Source organism: Actinomadura oligospora ATCC 43269 (assembly GCF_000518265.1).
GTDB classification, from domain to species: Bacteria; Actinomycetota; Actinomycetes; order Streptosporangiales; family Streptosporangiaceae; genus Spirillospora; species Spirillospora oligospora.
Genome location: NZ_JADG01000020.1, coordinates 147,462 through 170,311 on the forward strand (window position 1 = coordinate 147,462; position 22,850 = coordinate 170,311).

The 22,850-nt window shown below is 73.9% G+C and carries 22 protein-coding genes and 1 rRNA gene; 17 read left to right on the forward strand and 6 right to left on the reverse strand.

Annotation, left to right across the window (positions count from 1 at the left end):
• Positions 1-186: 186 nt before the first annotated feature.
• From P696_RS48735 to P696_RS0128355, 5 genes are read left to right on the forward strand one after another with little or no spacing between them, the layout of a single operon-like run.
• A complete protein-coding gene (locus tag P696_RS48735) occupies positions 187-1,212 on the forward strand; it encodes a hypothetical protein (RefSeq protein WP_051468283.1) in 1,026 nt (341 codons plus the stop codon).
• Entirely contained in the window at positions 1,209-2,762 is a 1,554-nt protein-coding gene (locus P696_RS48740; RefSeq protein ID WP_051468284.1) for a DUF5691 domain-containing protein, read from the forward strand. The genes P696_RS48735 and P696_RS48740 overlap by 4 nt, the downstream gene beginning before the upstream one ends.
• Positions 2,763-2,764: 2 nt before the next feature.
• On the forward strand, positions 2,765-3,895 hold the full coding sequence (locus tag P696_RS0128345; RefSeq protein ID WP_157429973.1) for an AAA family ATPase: 1,131 nt from the start codon (positions 2,765-2,767) through the stop codon (positions 3,893-3,895).
• Complete coding sequence (locus tag P696_RS0128350) at positions 3,892-6,216, forward strand: DUF5682 family protein (RefSeq protein WP_026414964.1); 2,325 nt, start codon at positions 3,892-3,894, stop codon at positions 6,214-6,216. Before P696_RS0128345 ends, P696_RS0128350 begins: the two co-directional genes overlap by 4 nt.
• Positions 6,213-7,394, forward strand: coding sequence for a VWA domain-containing protein (locus P696_RS0128355; protein WP_026414965.1), 1,182 nt, complete (start codon positions 6,213-6,215; stop codon positions 7,392-7,394). The genes P696_RS0128350 and P696_RS0128355 overlap by 4 nt, the downstream gene beginning before the upstream one ends.
• A 6-nt stretch (positions 7,395-7,400) precedes the next feature.
• Here the strand turns inward: P696_RS0128355 and P696_RS53045 are convergent, their stop codons facing one another.
• On the reverse strand, positions 7,401-8,699 hold the full coding sequence (locus tag P696_RS53045) for a serine/threonine-protein kinase (protein ID WP_051468285.1): 1,299 nt from the start codon (positions 8,697-8,699) through the stop codon (positions 7,401-7,403).
• 108 nt (positions 8,700-8,807) lie between these two features.
• On the opposite strand from P696_RS53045, the gene P696_RS53050 reads away from it, so the two are divergent.
• Genes P696_RS53050 through P696_RS48755 form a run of 3 tightly spaced genes read left to right on the forward strand, consistent with a single transcriptional unit; the run spans position 8,808 to position 11,474 of the window.
• Positions 8,808-9,995 carry a DUF6777 domain-containing protein gene (locus P696_RS53050; RefSeq protein ID WP_051468286.1) on the forward strand — a complete coding sequence of 396 codons (1,188 nt, stop codon included), beginning with the start codon at positions 8,808-8,810 and terminating at the stop codon, positions 9,993-9,995.
• Positions 9,996-10,020: 25 nt separating this feature from the next.
• Positions 10,021-10,407, forward strand: a complete 387-nt coding sequence (locus tag P696_RS0128370) for an ArsR/SmtB family transcription factor (protein ID WP_026414966.1) — start codon at positions 10,021-10,023, stop codon at positions 10,405-10,407.
• Positions 10,404-11,474 carry a cation diffusion facilitator family transporter gene (locus P696_RS48755; RefSeq protein ID WP_084338287.1) on the forward strand — a complete coding sequence of 357 codons (1,071 nt, stop codon included), beginning with the start codon at positions 10,404-10,406 and terminating at the stop codon, positions 11,472-11,474. Before P696_RS0128370 ends, P696_RS48755 begins: the two co-directional genes overlap by 4 nt.
• A gap of 13 nt (positions 11,475-11,487) precedes the next feature.
• On the opposite strand, the gene P696_RS0128380 is transcribed toward P696_RS48755, so the two are convergent.
• Together P696_RS0128380 and P696_RS0128385 are read right to left on the reverse strand one after the other, a co-directional pair.
• Complete coding sequence (locus P696_RS0128380) at positions 11,488-12,375, reverse strand: amidohydrolase family protein (RefSeq protein WP_026414967.1); 888 nt, start codon at positions 12,373-12,375, stop codon at positions 11,488-11,490.
• A 51-nt stretch (positions 12,376-12,426) separates the two neighbouring features.
• The gene (locus tag P696_RS0128385) at positions 12,427-13,464 is read right to left on the reverse strand and encodes an alpha/beta hydrolase (RefSeq protein ID WP_051468287.1); all 1,038 of its coding nucleotides are present in this window, start codon (positions 13,462-13,464) and stop codon (positions 12,427-12,429) included.
• Positions 13,465-13,554: 90 nt separating this feature from the next.
• Between P696_RS0128385 and P696_RS0128390 the strand changes: the two genes are divergently transcribed.
• Entirely contained in the window at positions 13,555-14,526 is a 972-nt protein-coding gene (locus P696_RS0128390; protein WP_034487360.1) for a diacylglycerol/lipid kinase family protein, read from the forward strand.
• A 37-nt stretch (positions 14,527-14,563) separates the two neighbouring features.
• On the opposite strand, the gene P696_RS0128395 is transcribed toward P696_RS0128390, so the two are convergent.
• Entirely contained in the window at positions 14,564-15,412 is an 849-nt protein-coding gene (locus P696_RS0128395) for an oxidoreductase (protein ID WP_026414970.1), read from the reverse strand.
• Between the two features lie 127 nt (positions 15,413-15,539).
• Between P696_RS0128395 and P696_RS0128400 the strand changes: the two genes are divergently transcribed.
• The 7 genes from P696_RS0128400 to P696_RS0128430 all read left to right on the forward strand — a co-directional run bounded on the left by P696_RS0128400 (position 15,540) and on the right by P696_RS0128430 (position 21,538).
• Entirely contained in the window at positions 15,540-16,205 is a 666-nt protein-coding gene (locus P696_RS0128400; RefSeq protein WP_034487476.1) for a helix-turn-helix transcriptional regulator, read from the forward strand.
• 72 nt (positions 16,206-16,277) lie between these two features.
• Positions 16,278-16,727: a GntR family transcriptional regulator gene (locus P696_RS0128405; protein WP_026414972.1), complete on the forward strand. Its 450-nt coding sequence runs from the start codon at positions 16,278-16,280 to the stop codon at positions 16,725-16,727.
• Positions 16,724-17,620: an ABC transporter ATP-binding protein gene (locus P696_RS0128410; protein WP_026414973.1), complete on the forward strand. Its 897-nt coding sequence runs from the start codon at positions 16,724-16,726 to the stop codon at positions 17,618-17,620. Before P696_RS0128405 ends, P696_RS0128410 begins: the two co-directional genes overlap by 4 nt.
• A complete protein-coding gene (locus tag P696_RS53055; protein WP_026414974.1) occupies positions 17,617-18,609 on the forward strand; it encodes a hypothetical protein in 993 nt (330 codons plus the stop codon). Before P696_RS0128410 ends, P696_RS53055 begins: the two co-directional genes overlap by 4 nt.
• A 92-nt stretch (positions 18,610-18,701) precedes the next feature.
• Positions 18,702-19,889, forward strand: coding sequence for an MFS transporter (locus P696_RS0128420; protein ID WP_026414975.1), 1,188 nt, complete (start codon positions 18,702-18,704; stop codon positions 19,887-19,889).
• A gap of 110 nt (positions 19,890-19,999) precedes the next feature.
• Positions 20,000-21,175 carry a tetratricopeptide repeat protein gene (locus P696_RS0128425; RefSeq protein WP_157429971.1) on the forward strand — a complete coding sequence of 392 codons (1,176 nt, stop codon included), beginning with the start codon at positions 20,000-20,002 and terminating at the stop codon, positions 21,173-21,175.
• Positions 21,176-21,298: 123 nt separating this feature from the next.
• Entirely contained in the window at positions 21,299-21,538 is a 240-nt protein-coding gene (locus tag P696_RS0128430) for a hypothetical protein (protein WP_051468288.1), read from the forward strand.
• 10 nt (positions 21,539-21,548) lie between these two features.
• On the opposite strand, the gene P696_RS0128435 is transcribed toward P696_RS0128430, so the two are convergent.
• The gene (locus P696_RS0128435) at positions 21,549-21,929 is read right to left on the reverse strand and encodes a VOC family protein (RefSeq protein WP_026414978.1); all 381 of its coding nucleotides are present in this window, start codon (positions 21,927-21,929) and stop codon (positions 21,549-21,551) included.
• Positions 21,930-22,031: 102 nt separating this feature from the next.
• Here P696_RS0128435 and P696_RS0128440 point away from each other — a divergent pair, with 102 nt between their 5' ends.
• Positions 22,032-22,403: a hypothetical protein gene (locus P696_RS0128440; protein WP_026414979.1), complete on the forward strand. Its 372-nt coding sequence runs from the start codon at positions 22,032-22,034 to the stop codon at positions 22,401-22,403.
• Positions 22,404-22,516: 113 nt separating this feature from the next.
• Here P696_RS0128440 and rrf read toward each other — a convergent pair.
• Positions 22,517-22,633, reverse strand: a 5S ribosomal RNA gene (gene rrf, locus P696_RS0128445).
• Between the last annotated feature and the right edge of the window lie 217 nt (positions 22,634-22,850).

Sequence of the window (22,850 nt, forward strand, 5' to 3'; positions counted from 1 at the left end):
GAAGCTGGACCGAGGGTCCTATCACCGCAAGCGCAAGGCCCGCCTCCGCGCGCGCAGGCAGCGCAGCCGTCCGACGGCGGGCAAGGGCAGGGGTCGCTGAAGGGCGACTTTCAGCACTGACCGGGCCTTCTGACGCGCTGTCGGGAACGCCGGAGAATGTCGTACCCGGCGGATAGGTTCGACGGTGTGAGCGAGGGTTCGAACGCGGGTGGGCGGGGGCGCGATCCGAAGACCGCCGAGCGCCGTGAGCGGCGCGTCGGGGACGGTCTCGCCGAGCTCGACCAGTGGCTGCGCGACCAGGTCGCGCACGGTCTGGCGCGGGCCGAGCGGGCTCCCTACCGGCTGTGGGACGACGCGTCCCGGCGGCTGGTCGACGCCTCGGCCGGGTCGCTCGCCGGGCAGGTGAAGGCGCTGGCCGGGGTGCCGCGCCGCGCGGGCTGGCCCGACCGGCTGCTCGCCGAGTACGCGCTGCTGCGCCTCCTCGTGCGCGCGTACCAGGGCCGTGACACGCTGCCGCCGCGCCTGCGTGAGATCGTGCGCGCGCGCATCGGCTTCACCATGCCGCAGGACGACGTGCTCGCGCACGGCGAGCGCGTCCACGACACGTGGTGCGTGATCGGGGCGCGTGACACGACCCTCGACCAGCTCACGACGCGCCGCGTCTGGTTGCGTGGCGCGGAGAGCGGGCGTTCGGCGCTGGTGCTGTCGTTCGCGGCCCGCGGCCGTCCGCTGGACGCGTCGTTCAAGGTCGGCGCGCATGTGGACGCCACCCTGTCGTTCTATCCGGACGGCCTGCGCGCCCTCGTCGCCGAACGCTCCAAGCGCACCGCGCCGCGGCGACCGGAGCGGGGGCCGGGGCCGTCACAGGTCGGCTCAGAGCTGGCGGGGCCGTCGCAGGCCGGGGGGTGGCGGGCGCCGGGTGGGACCTCGGTGCGCGGGCTGCTGGAGGAGTACGCGGCCGCCTTGGCAGGCGATCCGTGGCTCGACCGGTGGCCCGCCGTGCTGGAGCAGGTCCGTCCGGCCCGGGACGGGCGCGGTGACCTGCACGTTCTCGACGCCGACGGAGACGCGCTGCCGGTCCGGACGGGCGATCCGTGGCCGCTGCTGGCGGTGTCGGGGGGCGGGCCGGTGACGCTGTCCGGCGAGTGGACGCCGGACGGCCTGCACCCACTCGCCCTCTGGCATCCCGAAGAAGGGGTCGTGCTGCTGTGAGCACCTGGCCGGAGCATGTGAGCGCGGCGCTGCTGGGCACCGACCGGCGGCGTCCGCCGCCCGGGGAGACACCGTCCGGCGACCGGGACGCGGCGCGCCGCCTGCTCGACCAGGCGGCCGTGCTGGCCGTCCGGCGGCGGGCCGGGGCGGTGCCGCGCCGTGACGGCGTGGAGGCGATCGCCGCTGCACCTGACGAAGAGCTGCCGGTCGTGCCGAGGGCGGCGGCGCGGCGGCTGACCCGGATCCTCGCCGGTGAGCAGGTCACGGTGTTGCCCGAGTGGCTGGACGCGGCGGCGCGCGGCGGCTGGCGGGTGCCCGCGCGGCTGCTCCCCGACCTGCTGGAGAAGGGACGCGGCGACCGGATGCTGCGCCCGGCCATCGCGCGCGCGGCCGGGCATCGCGGGGTGTGGCTGGCGTTGCGGAACACCGACTGGGCGTACCTGGTCGGGGCCGGTGACGATCCTGGCGGCGGCGACGAGGTGTGGGAGACCGGCACCCGGCAGCAGCGCGTCGCGTTCCTCACGCGCCTGCGCGGGAGCGACCCGGCCGGGGCGCGCGAGACGCTGGGCACGGTGTGGGCGAAGGAGGCCGCGCCCGACCGGGCGGCGTTCCTGGCCACGTTCGCGCGCGGGCTGTCGATGGACGACGAGGATTTCCTCGAGTCGGCGCTCGAAGACCGGGGCAAGGACGTCCGGCAGCTCGCGTCCGACCTCCTCGCCCGGCTTCCCGATTCGGCCTACGGACGGCGGATGGCCTCACGCGCCCGCGCGTGCCTGCACGCCGAGTTCCGCACCGTCCGGGAGCGGCGGCAGATGTGGGTCGTGGTCGAGCCGCCGGAGACGCATGACGGAGACCTGGAGCGCGACGGCGTCCCGTTCCATCCGAGCGGGTCGTTCGCCCCGGCGGGCGCGGGAGGCGGCCCGGTCGGCACGCGCGCGGCCTGGCTGCGCGAGATCCTCGCGCGCACACCCCTCGCCACCTGGACCGATCTGTTCTCCCTGCCGCCGATGGAGGTCGTCTGCCTCCCGATCAGCGACGCGGCGGGCGACTCCGGACGGGCCGCGCGCGACGTCCACATCGGGTGGGCGCGCGCGGCGCTGCGGCAGCGCGATCCCGCGTGGGCGCGGGCGCTGCTGAAAGGCGGCGTCGTCGTGGACGAGCCGGACGCCCTGGCCGACCTGCTGACCGTCCTGCCGGACGACGAGCGCGAGGGCGCGGCGGCCGGGCTGATCCGCTGGGTCGCGGGCGGTCCGGAGCTGCCACGCGTGCTGGAACGCGTCCCCGGCCCCTGGACGGGCGAGCTGGCCGACGCCGTGGTGGCGACGCTCTCGAACGCCGCCGACCGGCAGACGCACCGGCACGAGCACACGCTGGCCCAGCTGTGCCGCCTCGCCGACCGGCGCCTCTCCCCCGCGTTCGCGCCCCGCGTCCACGGGCTGGCCGGACGCCACCTGGCCGCCGACCCCGGCGGGGTGGCGGGGACCGTCCTCACCGACCTCACCGAGACCCTCCGCTTCCGCGCCGAGATGCTGAAGGAGCTCCACCCGTGACCGTGCCCGACGACGGGACCGTGCCCGAGAACGGGAGCGCGCCCGCCCCCGGCCCTGACGACGTCCTCCGGCCGCACGCCGAGCAGCAGTACTCCGGCGAGCTGGCGCTGCTGGCCGAGCACGACGACCGGCCGCGTCCGCCCGGCTGGCGGCTGTCGCCGTGGGCGGTGACCACCTACCTGCTCGGCGGCGGTCTCCCGGACGGCACCGAGATCTCGCCCAAGTACATCGGCCCGCGCCGCCTGGTGGAGGTCGCGGTCGCGACGCTCGCGACCGACCGGGCGCTGCTGCTGCTCGGCGTCCCGGGCACCGCGAAGACGTGGATGTCGGAGCACCTGGCGGCGGCGATCTCGGGCGACTCGACGCTGCTGGTGCAGGGCACGGCCGGGACGCCCGAGGAGGCCGTCCGGTACGGGTGGAACTACGCGCGGCTGCTCGCCGAGGGGCCGTCCGAGCGGGCGCTGGTGGAGAGCCCGCTCATGCGCGCGATGCGGCACGGCATGGTCGCGCGCGTCGAGGAGCTGACCCGCATGCCCGGCGACGTCCAGGACTCGCTGATCACCCTGCTGTCGGAGAAGACGCTGCCGGTGCCGGAGCTGAACGCCGAGGTGCAGGCGCGGCGCGGGTTCACGGTCATCGCGACGGCCAACGACCGCGACCGGGGCGTCAACGAGCTGTCGTCCGCGCTGCGCCGCCGGTTCAACACCGTCGTGCTGCCCCTGCCGGAGTCCGAGGCGGACGAGGTGGAGATCGTCGCGCGCCGGGTGGCGCAGCTCGGCCGCGCGCTGGAGCTGCCCGAGGCCCCGGCCGGGCTGGAGGAGATCCGCCGCGTCGTCACGGTGTTCCGGGAGCTGCGCGCCGGGCTGACCGGCGACGGCCGGACGAAGCTGAAGTCGCCGTCCGGCACGCTCAGCACCGCCGAGGCGATCTCGGTCGTGACCAGCGGCCTGGCGCTCGCCGCGCACTTCGGCGACGGCGTCCTGCGCGCCCCGGACGTCGCCGGGGGCATCGTCGGCGCCGTCGTCCAGGACCCGGCGTCCGACCGGGTCGTCTGGCAGGAGTACCTGGAGACCGTCGTGCGCGACCGTCCGGACTGGGCCGACTTCTACCGCGCCTGCCGGGAGGTCTCTTGACGGACCTCACGCCGGACGCCGCCGACGCGGGGACGGCGCCGGGGGCGCGGGTCGAGGTGTTCGGGATCCGGCACCACGGGCCGGGGTCGGCGCGGGCCGTCCGGCGGGCGCTGGACGAGTTCAAGCCGGACGCGGTGCTGATCGAGGGCCCGCCGGAGGCCGACGCGATCGTCGACCTCGCCGCCGAGCCCGGCATGGTGCCGCCCGTCGCGCTGCTCGCCTACGCGCCCGCCGAGCCGCCCCTGCCCGGTGACGACGCCGCGTCCTGGTCCGACCGGCGGGCCGCGTTCTGGCCGTTCGCCGAGTTCAGCCCGGAGTGGCAGGCCGTCCGGTACGCGCTGGACGAGGGCGCCGCCGTCCGCTTCTGCGACCTTCCGGCCGCCAACCAGCTCGTCCCACCCGCCGATCCCGACTCCGACTCCCAGCCGGAGGACGCGTCCGAGGACGACGCGAGAATCCGCCTCGATCCGCTGGGGTGGCTCGCGCGGGCGGCCGGGTACGAGGACGCCGAGCGCTGGTGGGACGACGTCGTCGAGCACCGGGACGGCGGCCCGTCGCCGTTCCCCGCGATCGCCGAGGCGATGTCCGAGCTGCGCGAACGCGTCGCCGAACAGCCGTCCCCGGCAGGGCTGCCGCCGGGCCACCTCGTCCGCGAGGAGCAGCGTGAGGCGGCGATGCGGCGGACGTTGCGCCGCGCGCTCAAGGACGGTTTCGAACGCGTCGCCGTGGTGTGCGGGGCCTGGCATGTCCCGGCGATCCTGGCGCGGGTCCCGGTTGCGCGCGACGACCGGACGCTGCGCGGCCTGCCCAAGGCGAAGGTGTCGATGACCTGGGTGCCGTGGACGCACGGACGGCTCGCCGAGCGGTCCGGGTACGGCGCGGGCGTGCGGTCGCCGGGCTGGTACGCGCACCTGTTCGCGGCTCCGGACCGTCCGGTCGAGCGGTGGCTGACCGAGGCCGCCGCGATCCTCCGACAGGAGGACCTGCACGTCTCGTCCGCGCACGTCATCGAGGCCGTCCGGCTGGCGGAGGCGCTGGCCGCGCTGCGCGGCCGTCCGCTCGCGGGACTGGACGAGGTGACCGAGGCGACGCGCGCGGTGCTGTGCGAGGGCGCCGACCTGCCCGTCGAGCTGATCCGGCGGCGGATGGTCGTCGGCGAGCGCCTCGGGTCCGTCCCCGACGACACGCCGATGGTGCCGCTTCAGCGCGACCTGTCGGACCGGCAGCGGCGGCTGCGGCTCGCGCCGTCCGCCGACGCCCGTGACCTGGAGCTCGACCTGCGCCGCGACGTCGATATCGCGCGCAGCCGCCTGCTGCACCGGCTGCGGCTGCTGGAGGTCGACTGGGGCGTCCCGGCGGAGAGCCGTGGCAAGGGCACGTTCCGCGAGACGTGGACGCTGTGCTGGCGTCCGGAGTTCGACGTCGAGCTGATCGAGGCGAGCGCGTGGGGCACGACGGTCGCGGGGGCGTCCGCCGCCCGCGCGGGCGCGATGGCCGACGCGGCGGAGTCGCTCGCCGAGCTGACGTCCGTGGTCGAGCGCTGCCTGCTCGCCGGGCTGAGCGCGGCCCTGCCCGGCGTGATGCGGACGCTCGCCGACCGCGCCGCGCTGGACGGCGACGTCGCGCACCTCATGGACGCCCTGCCCTCCCTCGTGCGCGCGCTCCGGTACGGGGACGTGCGCGAGACCGGCACCGGCCCGCTCCGCACGGTCGTGGACGGCCTGGTCGTGCGGGTGTGCGTGGGGATCGTCCCGGCGTCGCGCGGCCTGGACGACGACGCCGCGCGCGACCTGCTCGACCGCCTCGACCGCGCGCACTCGGCGCTCGCGCTGCTCGACGACGCCGCGCACACCGCCCGCTGGCACACCACGCTCGCCTCCCTCGTCGACCGCGAGGGCCTGCACGGTCTCCTCGAGGGACGACTCACCCGGCTGCTGCTCGACGCGGGCATCCTCACCGACGTTCCCGACAGGATGGCGCGCGCCGTGTCGTCCGGGGCGGCGCCCGCGCGCGCCGCCGCGTGGGTCGAGGGGTTCCTGTCGGAGGGCGGGCTGGTGCTCGTCCACGACGACGCGCTGCTCCGCCTCGTGGACGCGTGGATCGCGGGTCTGCCCGCCGAGGCGTTCACGGGCGTCCTGCCGCTGCTGCGGCGCGCGTTCGGCGAGTTCGCGGCGGCCGAGCGGCGCGCGATCGGCGACCGCGTCCGGCACCTGCCGGACGCGTCGCCCGCCCGCCCGCACGACGACCCGGTCGATCCCGTGCGGGCCGGGCCCGCGACGGCGACCGTCCTGCGCATCCTCGGAACGGAGGCCGGATCATGACCGACACCACCGGGGCCGAGCGGCTGCGACGGTGGCGGCTGGTGCTCGGCGGCGACGCCGCCGACGGCACCGGCGTGACGCTGACCGGCGACGACGCGCACATGGACGGCGCGCTCGCCAAGCTCTACGGGTCCGGCGACGGCGGCGGACGGTCCCGGCCGGGACGGCGCGGCGCCGGGCTCGGCGACTCGGCGCCGTCGGTCGCGCGCTGGCTCGGCGACATCCGGGAGTACTTCCCGTCCCCGGTCGTCCAGGTCATGCAGAAGGACGCGATCGACCGGCTCGATCTCACCCGGCTGCTCCTCGAACCCGAGCTGCTGGACGCCGTCGAACCGGACATCCACCTGGTCGGGACGCTGCTGTCGCTGAACCGGGTGCTGCCCGACCGGGCCCGCGAGTCGGCCCGGACGGTCGTCCGCGCGCTGGTCCGTGACCTGGAGGCGCGGCTCGCCGAGCGCACCCGGTCGGCGGTCGGCGGCGCGCTCGACCGGGCCGCGCGGTCGGCCCGTCCGCGCCGTCCGTCCGAGGTGGACTGGGACCGGACGATCCGCGCGAACCTCCGCCACTTCCAGCCCGAGCGGGGCACGCTCGTGCCGCAGCGGCTGGTCGGGCACGGGCGGCGCGGCCGGGCCGTCCGGCGTGACGTGGTGCTCTGCGTCGACCAGTCCGGGTCGATGGCCGCGTCGGTGGTGTACGCGAGCGTGTTCGGGGCCGTCCTGGCGTCGACGCGGTCGCTGCGCACGTCGCTGGTCGCGTTCGACACCTCCGTCGTCGACCTCACCGGCCAGCTGCACGACCCGGTCGAGCTGCTGTTCGGCACGCAGCTCGGTGGCGGCACCGACATCAACCGGGCGCTCGCCTACTGCCAGACCCTGGTGACCCGCCCGAACGAGACCGTCCTGGTGCTGGTCACCGACCTGTACGAGGGCGGCGTCCGGGACGAGATGCTGCGCCGCGCCGCCGCCCTGGCCGGCGCGGGCGTCCAGGTGGTCGTGCTGCTGGCGCTGTCGGACGAGGGCACGCCGTCCTACGACCACGACAACGCCGCCGCGCTGGCCGCGCTCGGCATCCCCGCGTTCGCCTGCACTCCGGACGCCTTCCCCGACCTGATGGCCGCCGCCCTGGAGCGCCGCGACGTGTCCTCGTTCGCCGCACCCGCCGTCCCGCCGACCCCGTGAGCGCGGTCAGCGCCGGTCGGGCACGCCCCAGACCAGCAGGACGGCGACCAGCGCGGACAGCGCCGCCTGCGTGATCAGGGACGGCGGCGGCACCGAGACGTGGACGCTCCACGCGGCCCACAGCACGACCCGCGCGATCCGGACGGCCGCGACCGTCCAGATCGCGTCGCGGGCGCCGCGCCAGGCGGGCACGATGGCGACGAACGTCACGACCGCGAGCACCGCGAAGGACACGGCGACCGCGACCAGCAGCGGTCCGGCGCGTCCGGCGCTGAGGGTGGGCTGCGCGACGAAGGCCGCCAGGCCCACCACGTCCCCGGCGGCCTGGACGCTCGCGAGCCCGAGACCCGCCACCAGCGCCCGTGATCGCCGCCGCTTCTCCTCCGGCTCCGCCGCGGGGGCCTGAGGGGCGGCGGGGGCCGACGCGACGGTCGGGGCGGGCGTCCCGAGCAGCCCCAGCAGGACCGCCTCGGCGGTGGGCCGGGACGCCACGTCCTTGGACAGGCAGGCCGCGGCGGGCGCGGCCAGGTGCGGCGGGAGCGCCGACAGGTCCGGGGTCTCGCACAGGATCTTGTAGATGACCGCCGTGGTGGGCCCGCTGCCGAACGGGTCGGCGCCGGTGGCGGCGAACAGCAGGGTCGCGGCCCAGCAGAACAGGTCGGCGGCGGGCCCGACCGCCCCGCCGGCGAACTGCTCGGGCGCCATGTAGGCGGGGGTCCCGACCAGGGCCCCGGACAGCGGAAGGCCACGGCCCGGGCTGACCGGGGTCGGCCCGGTGATCGCGGGGGTGGTGCCGTCGAGGGCGCGCGCGACGCCGAAGTCGATCACGCGCGGGCCGTCCGGGCCGACGAGGATGTTGCGCGGGTTCAGGTCGCGGTGGACGATCCCGGCGCGGTGGATGGCGGCCAGCGCGGTGATCGAACTGACCGCGAGGCGGTCGAGGTCGGTGCCGCGCCGGGGCCCGTGCGCGTCGACCAGCTCGCGCAGGGACGGCCCGGGCACGTACTCGCTGACGAGGTAGGGCCGGTCGCCGTGCTCGCCCGTGCCGAGGAACCGTGCCGTGCAGAACCCGGCGACGCGCGGCAGCAGCGCCAGCTCGCGCAGGAAGCGCGCCCGCGCCGGCGCGTCGTCCAGCAGCCGCTCGTGGAGCAGCTTGATCGCGACGGGGCCGTCCGGGCCCTCGCCGAGGTAGACCACGCCCTGCCCGCCCGCGCCGAGGCGGCCGACCAGCCGGTGCGCGCCGAGCCGCTCCGGATCCGCCGGAAGCAGCGGGCCCATGGGGGAACGGGGGTTCGGAACGGTCATCGCGCGTACTCTCCGGTTACAAAATCACGACCAATTGAATGCGATCCGCCGGCCGCTCCGTCTCGTCGGAGAGTATATGTGCGTTCGACGCTCAGTGAGGGAACGGTGATGACGGAGATCCATTTCCGGCGGCGTGGACGGGCGTTCTCCGCGGCGTTCGCGGCGTCCGCGGTGGCCCTTTCCGGCGTGGCGGGATGCAGCGACCCGGGGACGGCCATCGCGCGCATGACGGTCGGCGATCCGGGCCCCGACCCGTACGCCCCGAGGGCCGGGACCGACCGGCGGCTCACCTCGGCGCGGGCGGGCGGCCCGGACCCCGGCGGGGCCCGTCCGGGCGACGCCCCCGGCCTGTACGGCGGGACGCGCCGGACGTCGCGCTGCGACGCGGAGCGCCTGGTCACGTTCCTGCGCGAGCACCCCGACCGGGCCGCCGCGTGGGCCTCGGTGCAGCACATCAAGCCGTCCGCCATCGCCGCGTTCGTGGCCCAGCTGACCCCGGTGCACCTGCGCTCGGACACGCTGGTCACCAACCACGGGTTCCGCGCCGGGAGGGCGACCGGCTCGCCCGCCGTCCTGGAGGCCGGAATGGGCGTCCTGATCAATGAGTACGGCGTTCCCGTCGTAAAGTGCAATTGCGGCAATCCGCTGACTCCGCCAGATCGGAAACTCTCACTTCACGCTTCGCGCTATACCGGGCCGTCCTGGCCGGATTTCCATGCCGGAAAGGTGACGAGAATCCAGCCCGGCCGTGCGCCCGCGGAGGGATTCGTCCTTTCCGACCCGAACGGCCGGGGATCGTTCATCCGCCCGCGCGGCACGCAGGGCAACGTGGACGGCCCGCGCGTCCCCGAGCCCCCGGTCGCGACGTTCACGCCGCGGCCCGGCTCGCCACGGCCCCGCTCCGTCCAGAAGTCCCCCAGATCCACGTTCTCGACGGAGAGCCACTTCTCCCCGCAGCCCGCTCCCGCCCCGCCGACGCGCCCCTCGCCCGACCTGCCGACGCCCGGTCTCCCAGCACCCGGGACGCCCTCCGGCCACGGCCAGCCCAGCCCGCCCAAGACCGGCGAGCCGCCGTCGGGCCCGCCACCCGGCGGCGGGCCGGGCAGCGACCCGACCGGCCCCGATAGCCCCCTTCCGACGGGCGGCGAGACCCCGCCGGGCCCGTCCCACGCCACTGCGACCGGGCCCACGGCCCGGACAGAACCGGCACAGCAGACGGAGAGCCCCACGGCGGACGCCCGGCTCCCCTCCTCCCCCTCGGGGAACGCCGATCCCGGCGGGCGGGTGCGTCCCTGATCGCCGATGCGCTATCTTTGTTCATATGAGCAGTGCTTCATATGATGAGCCCGCCGCCTGCGCCGTCCGCGTCGTCGACCCCGAGAAGGTCGCCTACGTCTCGGCGGCCATGCCGGACGCCGACGCGATCACCGAGCTGACGCAGGTGTTCGGGCTGCTGGCGGATCCGGGGCGGCTGCGCGTCATCACGGCGCTGCTCGAAGGGGGCGAGATGTGCGTCTGCGACATCGCCGCGGCGTGCGGTCACTCGGAGTCGGCCGTGTCGCACGCGCTGCGGCTGCTGCGCGCGAGCCGGGTCGTCCGGGTGCGGCGCGCGGGCCGGATGGCCTACTACCGGCTGGACGACTCGCACGTCCGCATGCTGCTGGACCTCGCCCTGACCCACGTCGGCCACACGGAGGGACGCGCATGAGCGGCGAGCACACCACCGGCGAGCGGCACGGGCCCCGCGCCCATGATCGCGCCCATGATCGCGGGCATGGCCACGGCCAGGCGGCGGCGGGCGGCGGCGGTCACGGGCACGGCCACGGCGTGTCGGCCGGGGCGGACCGCAGGTACCTCATGGGCGCGCTGGCGCTGATCCTGGCGTTCATGGCGGGCGAGGTCCTGATCGGCCTGGTCGCCGAGTCCCTCGCCCTGCTGTCGGACGCGGCGCACATGCTCACCGACGCGTTCGCGATCGTGCTGGCGCTGGTCGCGATGCGGATCGCGGCGCGCCCGCCGCGCGGCGGCTACACCTACGGGCTGCGCCGCGCCGAGATCCTGTCGGCGCAGCTCAACGGGCTGACGCTGATCCTGCTCGCGGCGTACTTCGTGTACGAGAGCGCGGTGCGGCTGGCCAACCCGCCCGAGGTCCAGGGCGCCCTGGTGTTCTGGACGTCGCTCGCCGGGATCGCGGTCAACGTCGCGGCGACCTGGCTGCTCAGCAAGGCGAACCGGTCCAGCCTGAACGTCGAGGGCGCGTTCCAGCACATCCTGAACGACCTGTACGCGTTCATCTCCACCACGATCGCGGGCGCGGTCGTCTGGCTGACCGGGTTCGCCCGCGCGGACGCGATCGCCTCGCTGGTCGTCGCCGCGCTGATGCTGAAGGCGGGCTGGAGCCTGCTGAAGGAGGCCGGGCGGGTGCTCATGGAGGCGGCCCCGGCGGGCCTGGACCCGACCGAGATCGGATCCAGGCTGGCGGAGCGTCCGTCCGTCCGCGAGGTGCACGACCTGCACGTCTGGGAGCTCAGCTCGGGCTACCCGGCCCTGTCGGCGCACGTCCTGGTGGACCGGGAGGGCGACTGCCACGGCGTCCGGCGCGATCTCCAGGAGCTGCTGCGCGACGACTATGGCGTCACCCACACCACGCTCGAGGTCGACCACGTCGACGACGAGTTCCACTGCGAGGACCCGCACGGCCCCCGGCACGTCCCGGACACCTCCCCCGAGCAGCCCGCGACCGCGAGCGGCGCCCAGCCGCCCTGCGGGCACTAGAGCGCCCGGCCGGTCAGATACCGAGGAGTTTGGCGGCGCCGTCCCAGCAGACGGCGCGCAGCCACTCGTCGCCGAGATCGAGCCGGACGAGCCCCTCGAGCTGGTGGGCGTAGGCGTAGGGGATGTTCGGGAAGTCCGTCCCGAACAGGATCCGCCCGGCCAGCCCGAGGTCGCGCAGGCGCGGGACCTCGGCGGCCGGGAACACCCCGAGTTCGCCGGTGAAGTCGACGAACGTCATGGTCGTGTCCAGGTGGACGTTCGGGAACCGGTCCGCGAGGTCGAAGAAGCCGGTGAACTCGGGCGCGCCGAGGTGGGCGACGATCGTCCGGAGGCCGGGGTGCCGCTCCAGGACGTCGCCGAACGGCCCGGGCCCGGTGAAGGGGTTCCCCACCGGTCCCGATCCCGCGTGGACGAGGGCGATCGCGCCGGAGTCGGCGAGCATGCCCCACACCTCGTCCAACTCGTCCACGCGCGGGTCGAAGCCGCCGACCTGCAGGTGCACCTTGAAGACCTTCGTCCCGGCGTCCAGGGCGCGCCGCACATAGGACGCCGCGGACGGCTCGGGATAGAACGTCCCGGTGGGCACGCACTCCGGCACGCGCGCCGCGAACTCGGACGCCCACGCGTTCAGCGCGTCGGCCATGCCCGGCTTGTGCGGGTAGAGCAGCGACGTGAACGCCCGGACGCCTAGGGAGCGCAGGTGTTCGACCCGCTCGTCCTCCGGCCACTTGTAGCGGATCGGCCATTCGGTCCCGATCAGCGGCCCGGCCGCGTCGAAGTAGCGCCAGACGGCCTCGGTCAGGCGCGGCGGCATGAAGTGGACGTGGACGTCGATCAGTCCGGGCAGTCCGAGCTCCCGCCAGACCCCGGCGACCCACGAATCCGAACGCGGTTCAGTCATGCGGCGAGCCTAGCCGGGCGGGGCGAGAACCCCGTGCTCAGGCTCACGGAGTCAGGTGATCTCCGCGACCAGCAGCGGCAGGGCGGCGCGCAGTTCGCGCTGCCAGTAGGCCCAGCCCTGCGTGCCCCGGTAGAAGTGCGTGGAGACCGGGATCCCGAGTTTCTTCAGCTTCCCGGCGAACTCGCCGCTGAGCAGGCGGGACAGGCCCTCCAGGACGTCCGGGCCAGGCGCGGGGAGCGGGTCGAACGGACCGGGCGCGCCGTCGCCGGACGCCACGTGCAGCCGGACGCCCGCCAGCCGGTCGGCCAGGTCGTAGGGGTTGTGCTGGCGCCACACGATGCGCTGTTCGACCGGATCGCCCCAGACGTCCGTCCAGTCGGCGCCGCGCGATCCGATCGTGACGGCGAGTTCGACGAGATCGGACACGTCCAGGCCGCCCGGGTCGTTGTGGAGGGTGTGGAGCGGGCCGCTGAAGGACGCCGCGGCGCGGAAGAGTCCGCGATGCCGCGCGGCGTAGGCGAGCGCGCCCAGTCCGCCGTGCCCGGCGCCCGCGACCGCGCGGGCCGTCCCGGCCCCGTACCCGCGTTCGAGGATCTGCCGCAGCTCGGTCAGGTGGAAGGTCTCCCAGCTCGGCGGGCCGCCCGCGCCCCCGTTCCACCAGTCGGTGTGGAGGCCGCAGGCCCCGCCGTCCGGCATCACGACGAGCACGTCGAGATCGGCGGTGAGCTGCTCGACGTCGGTGTGGTCGGTCCAGGATCCGTGGTCGCCGCGCATGCCGTGCAGCAGCCACAGCACCGGCCAGGCGCGCGCCGAGCCGCGCCGCCAGCCGGGCGGCAGCAGCAGCCTGACGCGCGCGACGTCGGGAAGCACCGGCGACCGGACGGCCAGGTCGAGCACCCTTTCGCCGCGCCGCCGCTCGCCCACCACGGTCGCGCCGTCGTCGGCCGCGGGCGCGGACGCGGGGGCGGGCCCACCAGGGGCGATGGACAGCGTCGAGGTCAGTGGCAGCAGCGATCTCGAGGTCACCGCGAGCCCCGCGAGGGCCGCACCGGTGACCAGTCCGGCCCCGAGCCAGCCACGCCGTCGCATGTTCCGCCCCGCTCAAAACCTTCTACCCTGGGGGACTTATTCCCCGAGCCAAGGGTGTTATAACGCAGGGTAATCACGGAAAGGGTTGTTTTGCCGCGTTCGAAGGCCGAGTTGGAGACCGCGATCCGGGACGGGTCGGGGCGCGCCGTGCTGATCGTCAACGCCAGGTCCCGGCGCGGCCGCCGCCTGCACGACCGGGCGCGGACGCTGCTCTCGGACGCGGGCCTGGAGTTCGCCGAGGTCGTCCCGGTCACCGACCCCGCCGGGCTGCGGCCGGTGTTCCACCGCGTCCTCGCGGACGACCCCGACCTGGTCGTCGTCGGCGGCGGGGACGGCACGGTCGCCGAGGCCGTCCGGCACCTGACGCACCGGGACGCGGCGCTCGGCGTCCTGCCGCTCGGCACCACCAACAACTTCGCGCGCAGCCTCGAACTGCCCATGGACCTCGGCGGCGCGGTCGGCGTCCTCGCCTCGGGCAAGGTCGCGGACGTGGACGTCGGCTGGTTCGAGGGCACCGCCGACGCCTCGTCCGACGCCTCGTCCGATGGGCACGTGTTCGCGAACATGGTCAGCCTGGGCCTGTCGGTGGAGGTCGCGCGGCACGTCCCGCACGAACTGAAGCGGCTGCTGGGCCGCCCGGCCTACGCGCTGACGGCCGCGCGGCTGCTCCCCCGGCACCGGGCCTTCCGCGCCACGATCGAGATCGACGGCGAGACCACCGAGGTCGAGACGCACCAGCTGAACATCGCCAACGGCGCGCACCACAGCGGCCAGCGCATCGCCCGGGACGCGAGCCCCGACGACCGGCTCCTCGCGGTCTACCGGCTCGGCGACGGGCGGCGGCTGCGCCTCGCGTCCGCGACCGCCCGCCACGTCCTGACCGGGCCGTGGCGGACGCTGGAGGAGGACGCGTTCCTGACCACCCAGCACGTCCGGATCGCGACCGACCCGCCCCTGCCCGTGGACGTCGACGGCGAGATCCGCGCCCGGACGCCCGTCACGATCCGGCTGCTCGGCAACGCGCTGCGCGTGATCGTCCCGCAGTCCTTCGTCGACACCTAGAACCGTCCCCGCCGAGCAGAAGAACAACGGCACGGGGTCACGAGCGGAGCGCGCGCAGATCCTCCTCGGCGAGCGTCAGCCCTCCGGCCGCCACGTTCTCCTCCAGGTGCGCGAGCGAGGACGTGCCCGGGATCGCGAGCGTCACCGGCGACAGCGCCAGCAGCCCGGCCAGCAGCACCTGCGCGGGCGAGGCATCACGCCGCGCGGCGACGGCCTTGAGGCGCGCGTCGTCCGGCACCCCGAATCCGCCGAGCGGGAAGTACGGCACGTAGGCGATGCCGTCGCGCTCACACGTCCGGAGCATCTCGACGTCGGCGGGCTGGGTGACGTCGAAACGGTTCTGCAGGGCCGCGACCGGCGCGATCGCGCTCGCCTCGGCGAGCTGCGCCGCGTCCACGTGGCTCACGCCGAGGTGCCGGATCAGGCCCTCCTCGCGCAGCGCGGCGAGCACCTCGAACCGCTCGGCGATCGACTCGCCGCCCGGAGCCTCGATCCCGCCGGGCCGCAGGTACACCAGGTCGAGCCGGTCCAGTCCGAGGTCGCGCAGGTTGCGCTCGACCTCGCCGCGCAGTTCGTCCGCCGCGAGCTGTCCGGTCGGCATCGGGGCGCCGGGCTCGCGGCGCGGCCCGACCTTGGTCGCGATGACCAGATCACCGGAGTAGGGGTGCAGTGCGTCCCGGATCATGCCGTTGGCGGTGAGGTCGCCGAAGAAGTAGAACGCGGCGGTGTCGATGTGGTTCACGCCGAGCTCCACCGCGCGGCGGAGCACGGCGAGACCGGTCTCGCGGTCGTTGGCGGGGCCTCCGCGCTCGCTCGCCGGAAGCCGCATGGCGCCGAAGCCCATTCGCCGAACGCGCAGGTCATCACCGATGTCGAAGGTCGTCATGGGAAAGAGCCTCGCGGCTCGCACGGGTTTCGGCGAGCCGCTGGCACCAAGCTGCCAAACCATCGTCCGGGCCTTGCCGGGACGGTGCCACTGGCGAGGTCCCGGACGCTGACCGACACTGGTGGTGATGAGTACCGACCTTGATCAGAACGTCGTCCTGCGCGGAGAGCGCGAGCTGGTGGAGCGCGCCGCGCCGCTGTTCGCGGGCGCGCGTGAGGAGTTCGTGTGCGCGGCGGCGCATCCGCGCACGTGGGCGCTGCCGGGCGCGCGCGAGCAGATCGTCGCCGCACGGCGCGAGCATCCCGGCGTCCGCGCGTACAAGCTGTACGGAAGCGAGGTGCTGGCGGACGACACGGCCGTCCGGCTGCTGACCGACATCGCCGGGCACGGCCCGCGGGTGCGGATCCTGGACGGCCCGATCCCGCACGAGACGATCGTCGTGGACCGCCGCGTCGCGGTGATCGCCGGGGAGGCGCGCGGCGGCGAACGCGAGTTCACGGTCGTCCGCACCCCGGCCGTCGTCGCGGGCATCCTCGCGCTGTACTGGACGACCTGGCACGCCGCCGTCGACCTCGCCGAGCGCACCGCCGCCGGGATCCCGGCGCTGGGTGAGCAGAGCCGCGAGATCCTCGCCCTGCTCGCGGACGGCATGAAGGACGAGGCGGCATGCCACCGGCTCGGCATCTCCCTGCGCACCTACCGCCGCCGGGTCGCCGAGCTGATGGAGCTGCTGGACGCCGACTCCCGCTTCCAGGCGGGCCTGCGCGCGCGCTCGCTCGGCCTCGTCCCGTAGCGCCCCCGCGGCGGCCCCCGCGTCCCGGTCCGGCTTGACACCGCTCGACCTCCGCCATTTAACTCTATAACTATGACTATAGATAAAGGGCCGTCGCCGATCGTGTTCCGGCTCGACCCCGGCTCGGGGGTGCCGACGTACCTCCAGCTCGTCCAGCAGGTGGAGCAGGCGCTCCGGCTCGGCCACCTGCAGCTGGGCGACCAGCTGCCGCGCGTCCGGGACGTCGTCGCCGGGCTCGCGATCAACCCGAACACCGTCCTGAAGGCCTACCGCGAGCTCGAGCACCGTGGCCTGGTCGCCGGACGCCGCGGCCAGGGCACCTTCGTCGAGCGCACCCTCGACCGCGCCGGGCTCCGCGAGCAGGCCGACCTGCGCCGGTCCCTGAACGAGTGGATGCGCGCCGCGTCCGCCGCCGGGCTGGACGACGCGGGCATGTCCGCCCTGTTCACCGCGGCCCTCCAGGACCGGCACAAGGCCACCGAGCCCGAGGGCCGCGACGGGCGGGCGGAGGGCATCGCGTGAACGGCGCCGCCATCGAGGCGTCCGGCCTCGGCAAGCGCTACGGCCGCTCCTGGGCGCTCCGCGACTGCTCCCTGAGCATCCCCGCCGGGCACGTCGTCGGGCTGGTCGGTCCGAACGGCGCGGGCAAGACGACCTTCCTCAACATGGCCGTCGGCCTGTCCACGCCCACGACCGGCGAGGTCCGCCTGCTCGGCAGGCACCGGGCGGGCTCCCCCGACGCGCTCGACATGGTCGCGTTCGTCGCGCAGGACGCCGCGCTCTACCGGAACCTGTCGGTCTCCGACATGCTCCGCGTCGGACGCGGCCTCAACCGCCGCTGGGACGAGCGGACCGCCCGCGAGCGGCTCGCCGAACTCGGCATCCCGCTCGACCGCCGCGTCGGCGCCCTGTCCGGAGGGCAGCGCTCGCAGGTCGCGCTGTCCCTCGCCCTCGCCAAGCGCCCCGGCCTGCTGGTCCTGGACGAGCCGCTCGCCGCGCTCGACCCGCTCGCCCGGCACGAGTTCATGGCCTCGCTGATGACGGCGGTCGCCGAGGACGGCGTCTCGGTCGTCTTCTCGTCCCACGTCGTCGCCGAGCTGGAGCGCGTCTGCGACCACCTGGTCGTCCTGCAGGACGGCCGGGTCCAGGTCTCCGGCGACGTCGAGGACCTGACCGCCGAGCACCACGTCCTGGTCGGGCCCGCCGACCAGGCCGACGAGATCGCCGGCCTGCTCCCGGTCGTCCGGTCGCGGCGCGCCCACGCGCAGGCGCACCTGCTCGTCCGCACCCCGCGGAGCGTCCCCGTCCCGCCGGGCTGGCAGCGCCACCCGGTCACCCTCGAGGAGATCGTCCTGACCTACATGCGCGAACCGGCCGCGGCCGCGCTGCCCGGCCCGAAGGCGGTCGCCCGATGACCACCCTGCCGTCCGCCGCGCTCCCCCGCTTCGGCCCCGCCTGGGTCACCTGGCGGCAGCACCGCTTCGCGCTCGGCGCCACCGCCCTGCTGCTGGCCGCCCTCGCCGTGCTCCTCCTCCTCGGCGGCCTGACCGCCCGCGACGACTACCACCGGCTCGGCCTGGACAAGTGCGCGTCCTTCACCCCGGGCACGCGCTGCGACCAGATCTCCATCGAGTTCAACAACCAGTACGCCACCGCGAGCCTCCTGCTCATCTTCCTGCTGGTGCTGCCCGCGGCGATCGGCGCGTTCGTCGGCGGCCCCCTCATCGCCCGCGAGCTGGAGACCGGCACGTTCCGCTTCGCCTGGACGCAGGGCGCGGGCCGCACCCGCTGGCTCGTTACCAAGCTGGCGGTGCTCACCCTCGCGCTCGCCGCCGTCAGCGCCGCGTTCAGTCCCGCCTACAAGTACTGGAACGCGCCCTTCGAGCGCACCCTCCCGAGCGGCTTCGGCTCCTACCTGCCGTTCGAGTTCGGCGGGCTCGCGTTCCCCGCGCAGACCGTCCTCGGCTTCGCCGTCGGCGTCTTCATGGGCGTCCTGGCCCGGCGGACGCTCGTCGGGATCGGCGCGTCCTTCCTCATCACCTTCGGCCTGAGCATGCTGACCGTGTTCCTCGTCCGCCCGCACTACATGCCCGCCCGGACGACCCTCGGCAAGATCGGCCGAGGGGACTGGGGCGTCGGCACCACCTATCAGAACCCGTCCGGCGGGCCCGTCTCCTCGCCCGAAGCGCACCAGCTCTTCGTCCAGTTCCAGGCCCAGAACCTCAACCGGCCGAACGCCCGCTTCCGCGACTGGCTGGCCGCCCGGGACTACCGCATCGTGACCCACTACCAGCCGTCCGGACGCTTCTGGTCCTTCCAGCTCATCGAGGCCGGCTGGATGCTCGCCCTCGCCGCCGTCCTCGCCGCCACGACCGTCTGGATGGTGCGCCGCCGCACCGCCTGACCGGGCGACGGGCCCGCGCCCAGCCCCGCGGGCCCACTATGAGGTCGTGATCCCGCCAGCCCGGACGGCCGCGCAGCGGTTGGCTCGGGGCCATGACGTCCACGACCGCCCCGACCGCCCCACCCCGCTCCCGCACCCCCGGCTGGCCCGCGGTGCTCGCGGTCACGATGGGCATCTTCACCATCGTCACGACCGAGATCCTGCCCGTCGGCCTGCTCACGTCCATCGGCTCCGGCTTCACCATCTCGGACGGGACGGCCGGACTGATGATGACCATGCCCGGCTACCTCGCCGCCGTCGCGGCCCCCGTCCTGACCGTCGCGACCGCACGGCTCGACCGCCGCCGGATGCTGTGCGCGTGCCTGTTCCTGCTGGCCATCGCCAACGTCCTCGCCGCGACCGCCCCCGCGTTCTGGGCGATGCTGCTCTCCCGCGTCCTCGTCGGCGTCGTCATCGGCGGCTTCTGGTCGATCGCCGCCGGTCTCGCGGGCCGCCTGGTCGACCCGCCCCGCGTCCGCCGCGCGACCGCGGTGATCTTCTCGTCCGTCCCGCTGGGCTCGGTCTTCGGCGTCCCGCTGGGCACCCTCATCGGGGACGCGGCGGGCTGGCGCACCAGCTTCGCCGCCATGGCCGCGCTCTCCCTGGCCGTCCTGGCCGCGCTGGCCGTCCTCCTGCCGCCCCTGCCCGCCGAACAGGCCACCCGCCTGTCGGTCCTGGGCTCGGCCCTCCGCACCCGCGGAACCTGGCGGGCCCTCGTGCTGACCGTCCTGATCGTCCTGGCCCATTTCGGCGCCTACACCTACGTGACGCCCTTCCTGGACGAGGTCACCCGCGCCCCCGCAACGCCGTTCCTCCTGCTCTACGGCGTCGCGGGCGTGGCCGGGAACTTCCTGTCCGGCCTGATGATCGCCCACCGCCCGACCCTGACCTCCGCCGTCGCGGTCGCCCTGACCGCCACGGCCACACTCGCCCTCCCGGCCGTCGGCCACAGCAACGCCGCCGCGGCCGTCCTCCTCACGCTCTGGGGAGTCGGCTACGGAGCCGTCCCTGTCTGCTCACAGGCATGGTTCGCCGCCGCCACACCGGGCACGCCCGAAGCCGCATCGGTCCTGTTCACCGCGTCCTTCCAGGCCACCCTCTCCACCGGAGCGCTGGCAGGCGGCCTGGTCGTGGACCGAACGTCCCCCTCCACGGTCATGCTCCTGGGCGGCGCCACCGCCACCCTGATGCTCCTGGTCCTCCTCACTCCCCATGCCCTCCGCACCGCCAAGTCCTCATAGCCCCCCGCAGTCCCACATCGAACCCGTCGTCCTGCGCCCGTCCCCCGCCGAAAGCACCGCCCTGGCCGCTCGCCCCCGCCACGCCCTCAGGGCGGTGGTATACACGGACGATGAACGAGCCGGACGCTGAAGTGATTCAGCCCGTGATGCTCGAGCGTCCAGTGGACTCGGCCCGCTACCGGGGTGTCGTCCGCGAGGACAAGACCGTGCGATGGGCGAGGGACGAACTCGACCAGGTCACACTGATGCGCGGGCGGTCCCCCGACACGTGGCCGAAGCGGAACGCCCTGCCCGAGTCGCTGGGCCGGCTCGCCGGCTGGCTGACCGAACTGGGATGGGACGACCTCACCTGCCTGGCCCTCCGCGAACAGCTGGCGGTCTACCGGACACTGTCCCCCGAACGGCCAGGCCCGTTCACCGACCAAGTCGTCCACGCCCTGGTCGCGCTGCGCGACAGCCTCGTGGAGTGCAAGCGGTACGAGGAGGCACTCGAGGTCATCGAGGAACTCCTGCGGCTGGCGGAATCCCACCACTCCGCCCGTGCGAAAGCCCCGGAAGCACGCTCCTGGCGGACGTTGCTCCTCACCAGACTCGGCCGCGACCGGCAGGCATTGGAGTCAGCGGCCGAGACTGTGACCGAGATCCGCAACCGGCCGCAGCGCTCCGGCGCCCCATCAGCAAGCCTCGACCTCATCCACGCACTGATGGCCTATGCCGACGGTCTGGACAAGGTCGGCCGCGTAGCGGAGGCCGCCGAAGTGAGCGCCGAGATCACGGCGGGCTGGTGGAAGCAGCCCGACGCCACCATCCATTTCCTCCTGGCAGTGGACGTGCACAGCGATCGGCTGGTCCGCAGCGGGCAGCCCGAAAAGGCGCAAGCGTGCATCGTCGAGGCGATCGCAAAGATGCGGCACCGCAAGCACGACACCTACCAGGCGAGGGCTTGGCACAGCTTCGGCGTCCGCCTACTCGCGCTGGGCACGCCCGAAGCGGCCCTGACCGCCGGTGAGGAAGCGGTACGGCTCTACCGCGAACGGACGCGCGCCCACCAGGAGCGGCACCAGAAACTGGAGGCGGCGGACGACTGGGATGACGACCACCGCTACTCCGAGGCGTACCTGCTCAAGCGGCGACGCGAGGAGCTGAGGTCCTCCCGGAAGGAGGTCCGTCAAGCCGAACAGGACCTGCACGACGCCCTGCTCACCTTGAGTGCCTGCCTACAGCAGCTCGGCCGCGCCGCCGAGGCGTCAGCGGCAACCGGCGAAGCCGCCACACTCCCCGCCTAGGAACTCCGCAGGCAGAGCCCCAGAGGGCAACCGCCCACCCCACGAACTCCCCCAAATTGGATTGCCGCCGCTCCCGCGACCCCCGCATCATGAGGCGGTACGAACCAACCCAGGTCGGAAGTCATGAACAAGGAAGAGAAACCCGTCGACATCGGCGAGGCGTTGACGGGCCTCAAGGTGGTCCCCCTCCCCGAGGGCTGGACCGGCCTCGAGGCGATCGTCCTCGTGAAATGCCTCGACGACAAGGGTCACCCGTCCTGGTCCTTCCGCGTCACCGACGGCCTGAACGAGGAGGAACTCCTCGGCGCCCTCACCGTCCGCACCGACATGCTCCGCCGCGACCTCCTCGACTCCTACGAGTAGCCGCCCGCGCTCAGAGGTAGACGCTGACCTCGATCAGATTCCGGTCGGGGTCACGAACGTAGACGCTGCGGATCGGCCCGGTGGCGCCCGTACGCTCCACCGGCCCTTCCTCGATCTCGACGCCGTGCGCGGCGAAGTCCGCGATGACCTGCTCGAGCGACTCCGCACTGACCAGGCACAGATCGGCGCTCCCCGGCGTCGGACGATGCGCCTTGGGCTCGAACTCCCGCCCCGCCCCATGCAGGTTGATCTTGCTGTTCCCGAAGGTGAGAGCGGTGCGCCCGGCGCCGAACGTCACCGCCTCCATGCCGAGGACGCGGGTGTAGAAATCCACCGTGACGTCGATGTCGGCAACGGTCAGCACAAGGTGATCAAGCCGGTCGATACGCATTCCCCAACCCTAGGACGCCCCGCGTCCCGATGATCAAGAGCCCGCCCCTCACGGTCGTCCGCCGCTTCCGGCCTCGCCCGCCCGTCGCTAAGCTGCCCGGCCATGGACCCCTCGAAGATCAACGACGTCCGGGACGCCGCTCGGGAGCTGATCGAGCAGCAGATGGCGGAGCGGCTGGCCGTCATCGAGAAGCTCGTCCGGTCGCAGGATGACGAAGAGGACCTCCAGGCACGGCTCGCCCAGGTACAGGCCGAACGCACCCGGGACTGGGCGGAGGCGGAGCGCCTCGGCTGGACGCCCAAGGAACTCAAGCGTCTCGGGCTCCGCCGCCCCTCCCGCACGACCGCGTCCGGACGTTCGGCCCGCTCCACGGCCAAGGAGCCCCAACCGCGGACCGAACCGCCGACCCCTCAGGTCGACGACCCGCAGCCCCAGTACACATCCCGTCCGCTGAGCATCGAGAATTACACCTGACCCGCCCCGCCAATTCACCCTTGAAACGCAGTAAGGCCCCGCCACTACCGTGGCGGGGCCCATGAAAAAGTAGTGAGGCCCCGCCATTTCTGGCGGGGCCTCACCCAATATGTGTCCGGCGGCGTCCTACTCTCCCACACAGTCTCCCATGCAGTACCATCGGCGCTGAGGGGCTTAACTACCGGGTTCGGGATGGGACCGGGTGTTTCCCCCTCGCCATAACCACCGAACGATCAACGCACAACCCTGAAACACCAGGTTGGCAAGTCTCGTTCGAGCCGTCAAAGCTCGGATATTCACTTTATAGCGGTTCAACCAGGATTGTTTTCTGGGAACCACACAGGGACGCGAATCATCTCGTGTTTCTTGCAGCGATTGGTTTGAACGTTCAGTGTGTTCAAGCCACTCGGCCTATTAGTACCGGTCGACTCCACACGTTACCGTGCT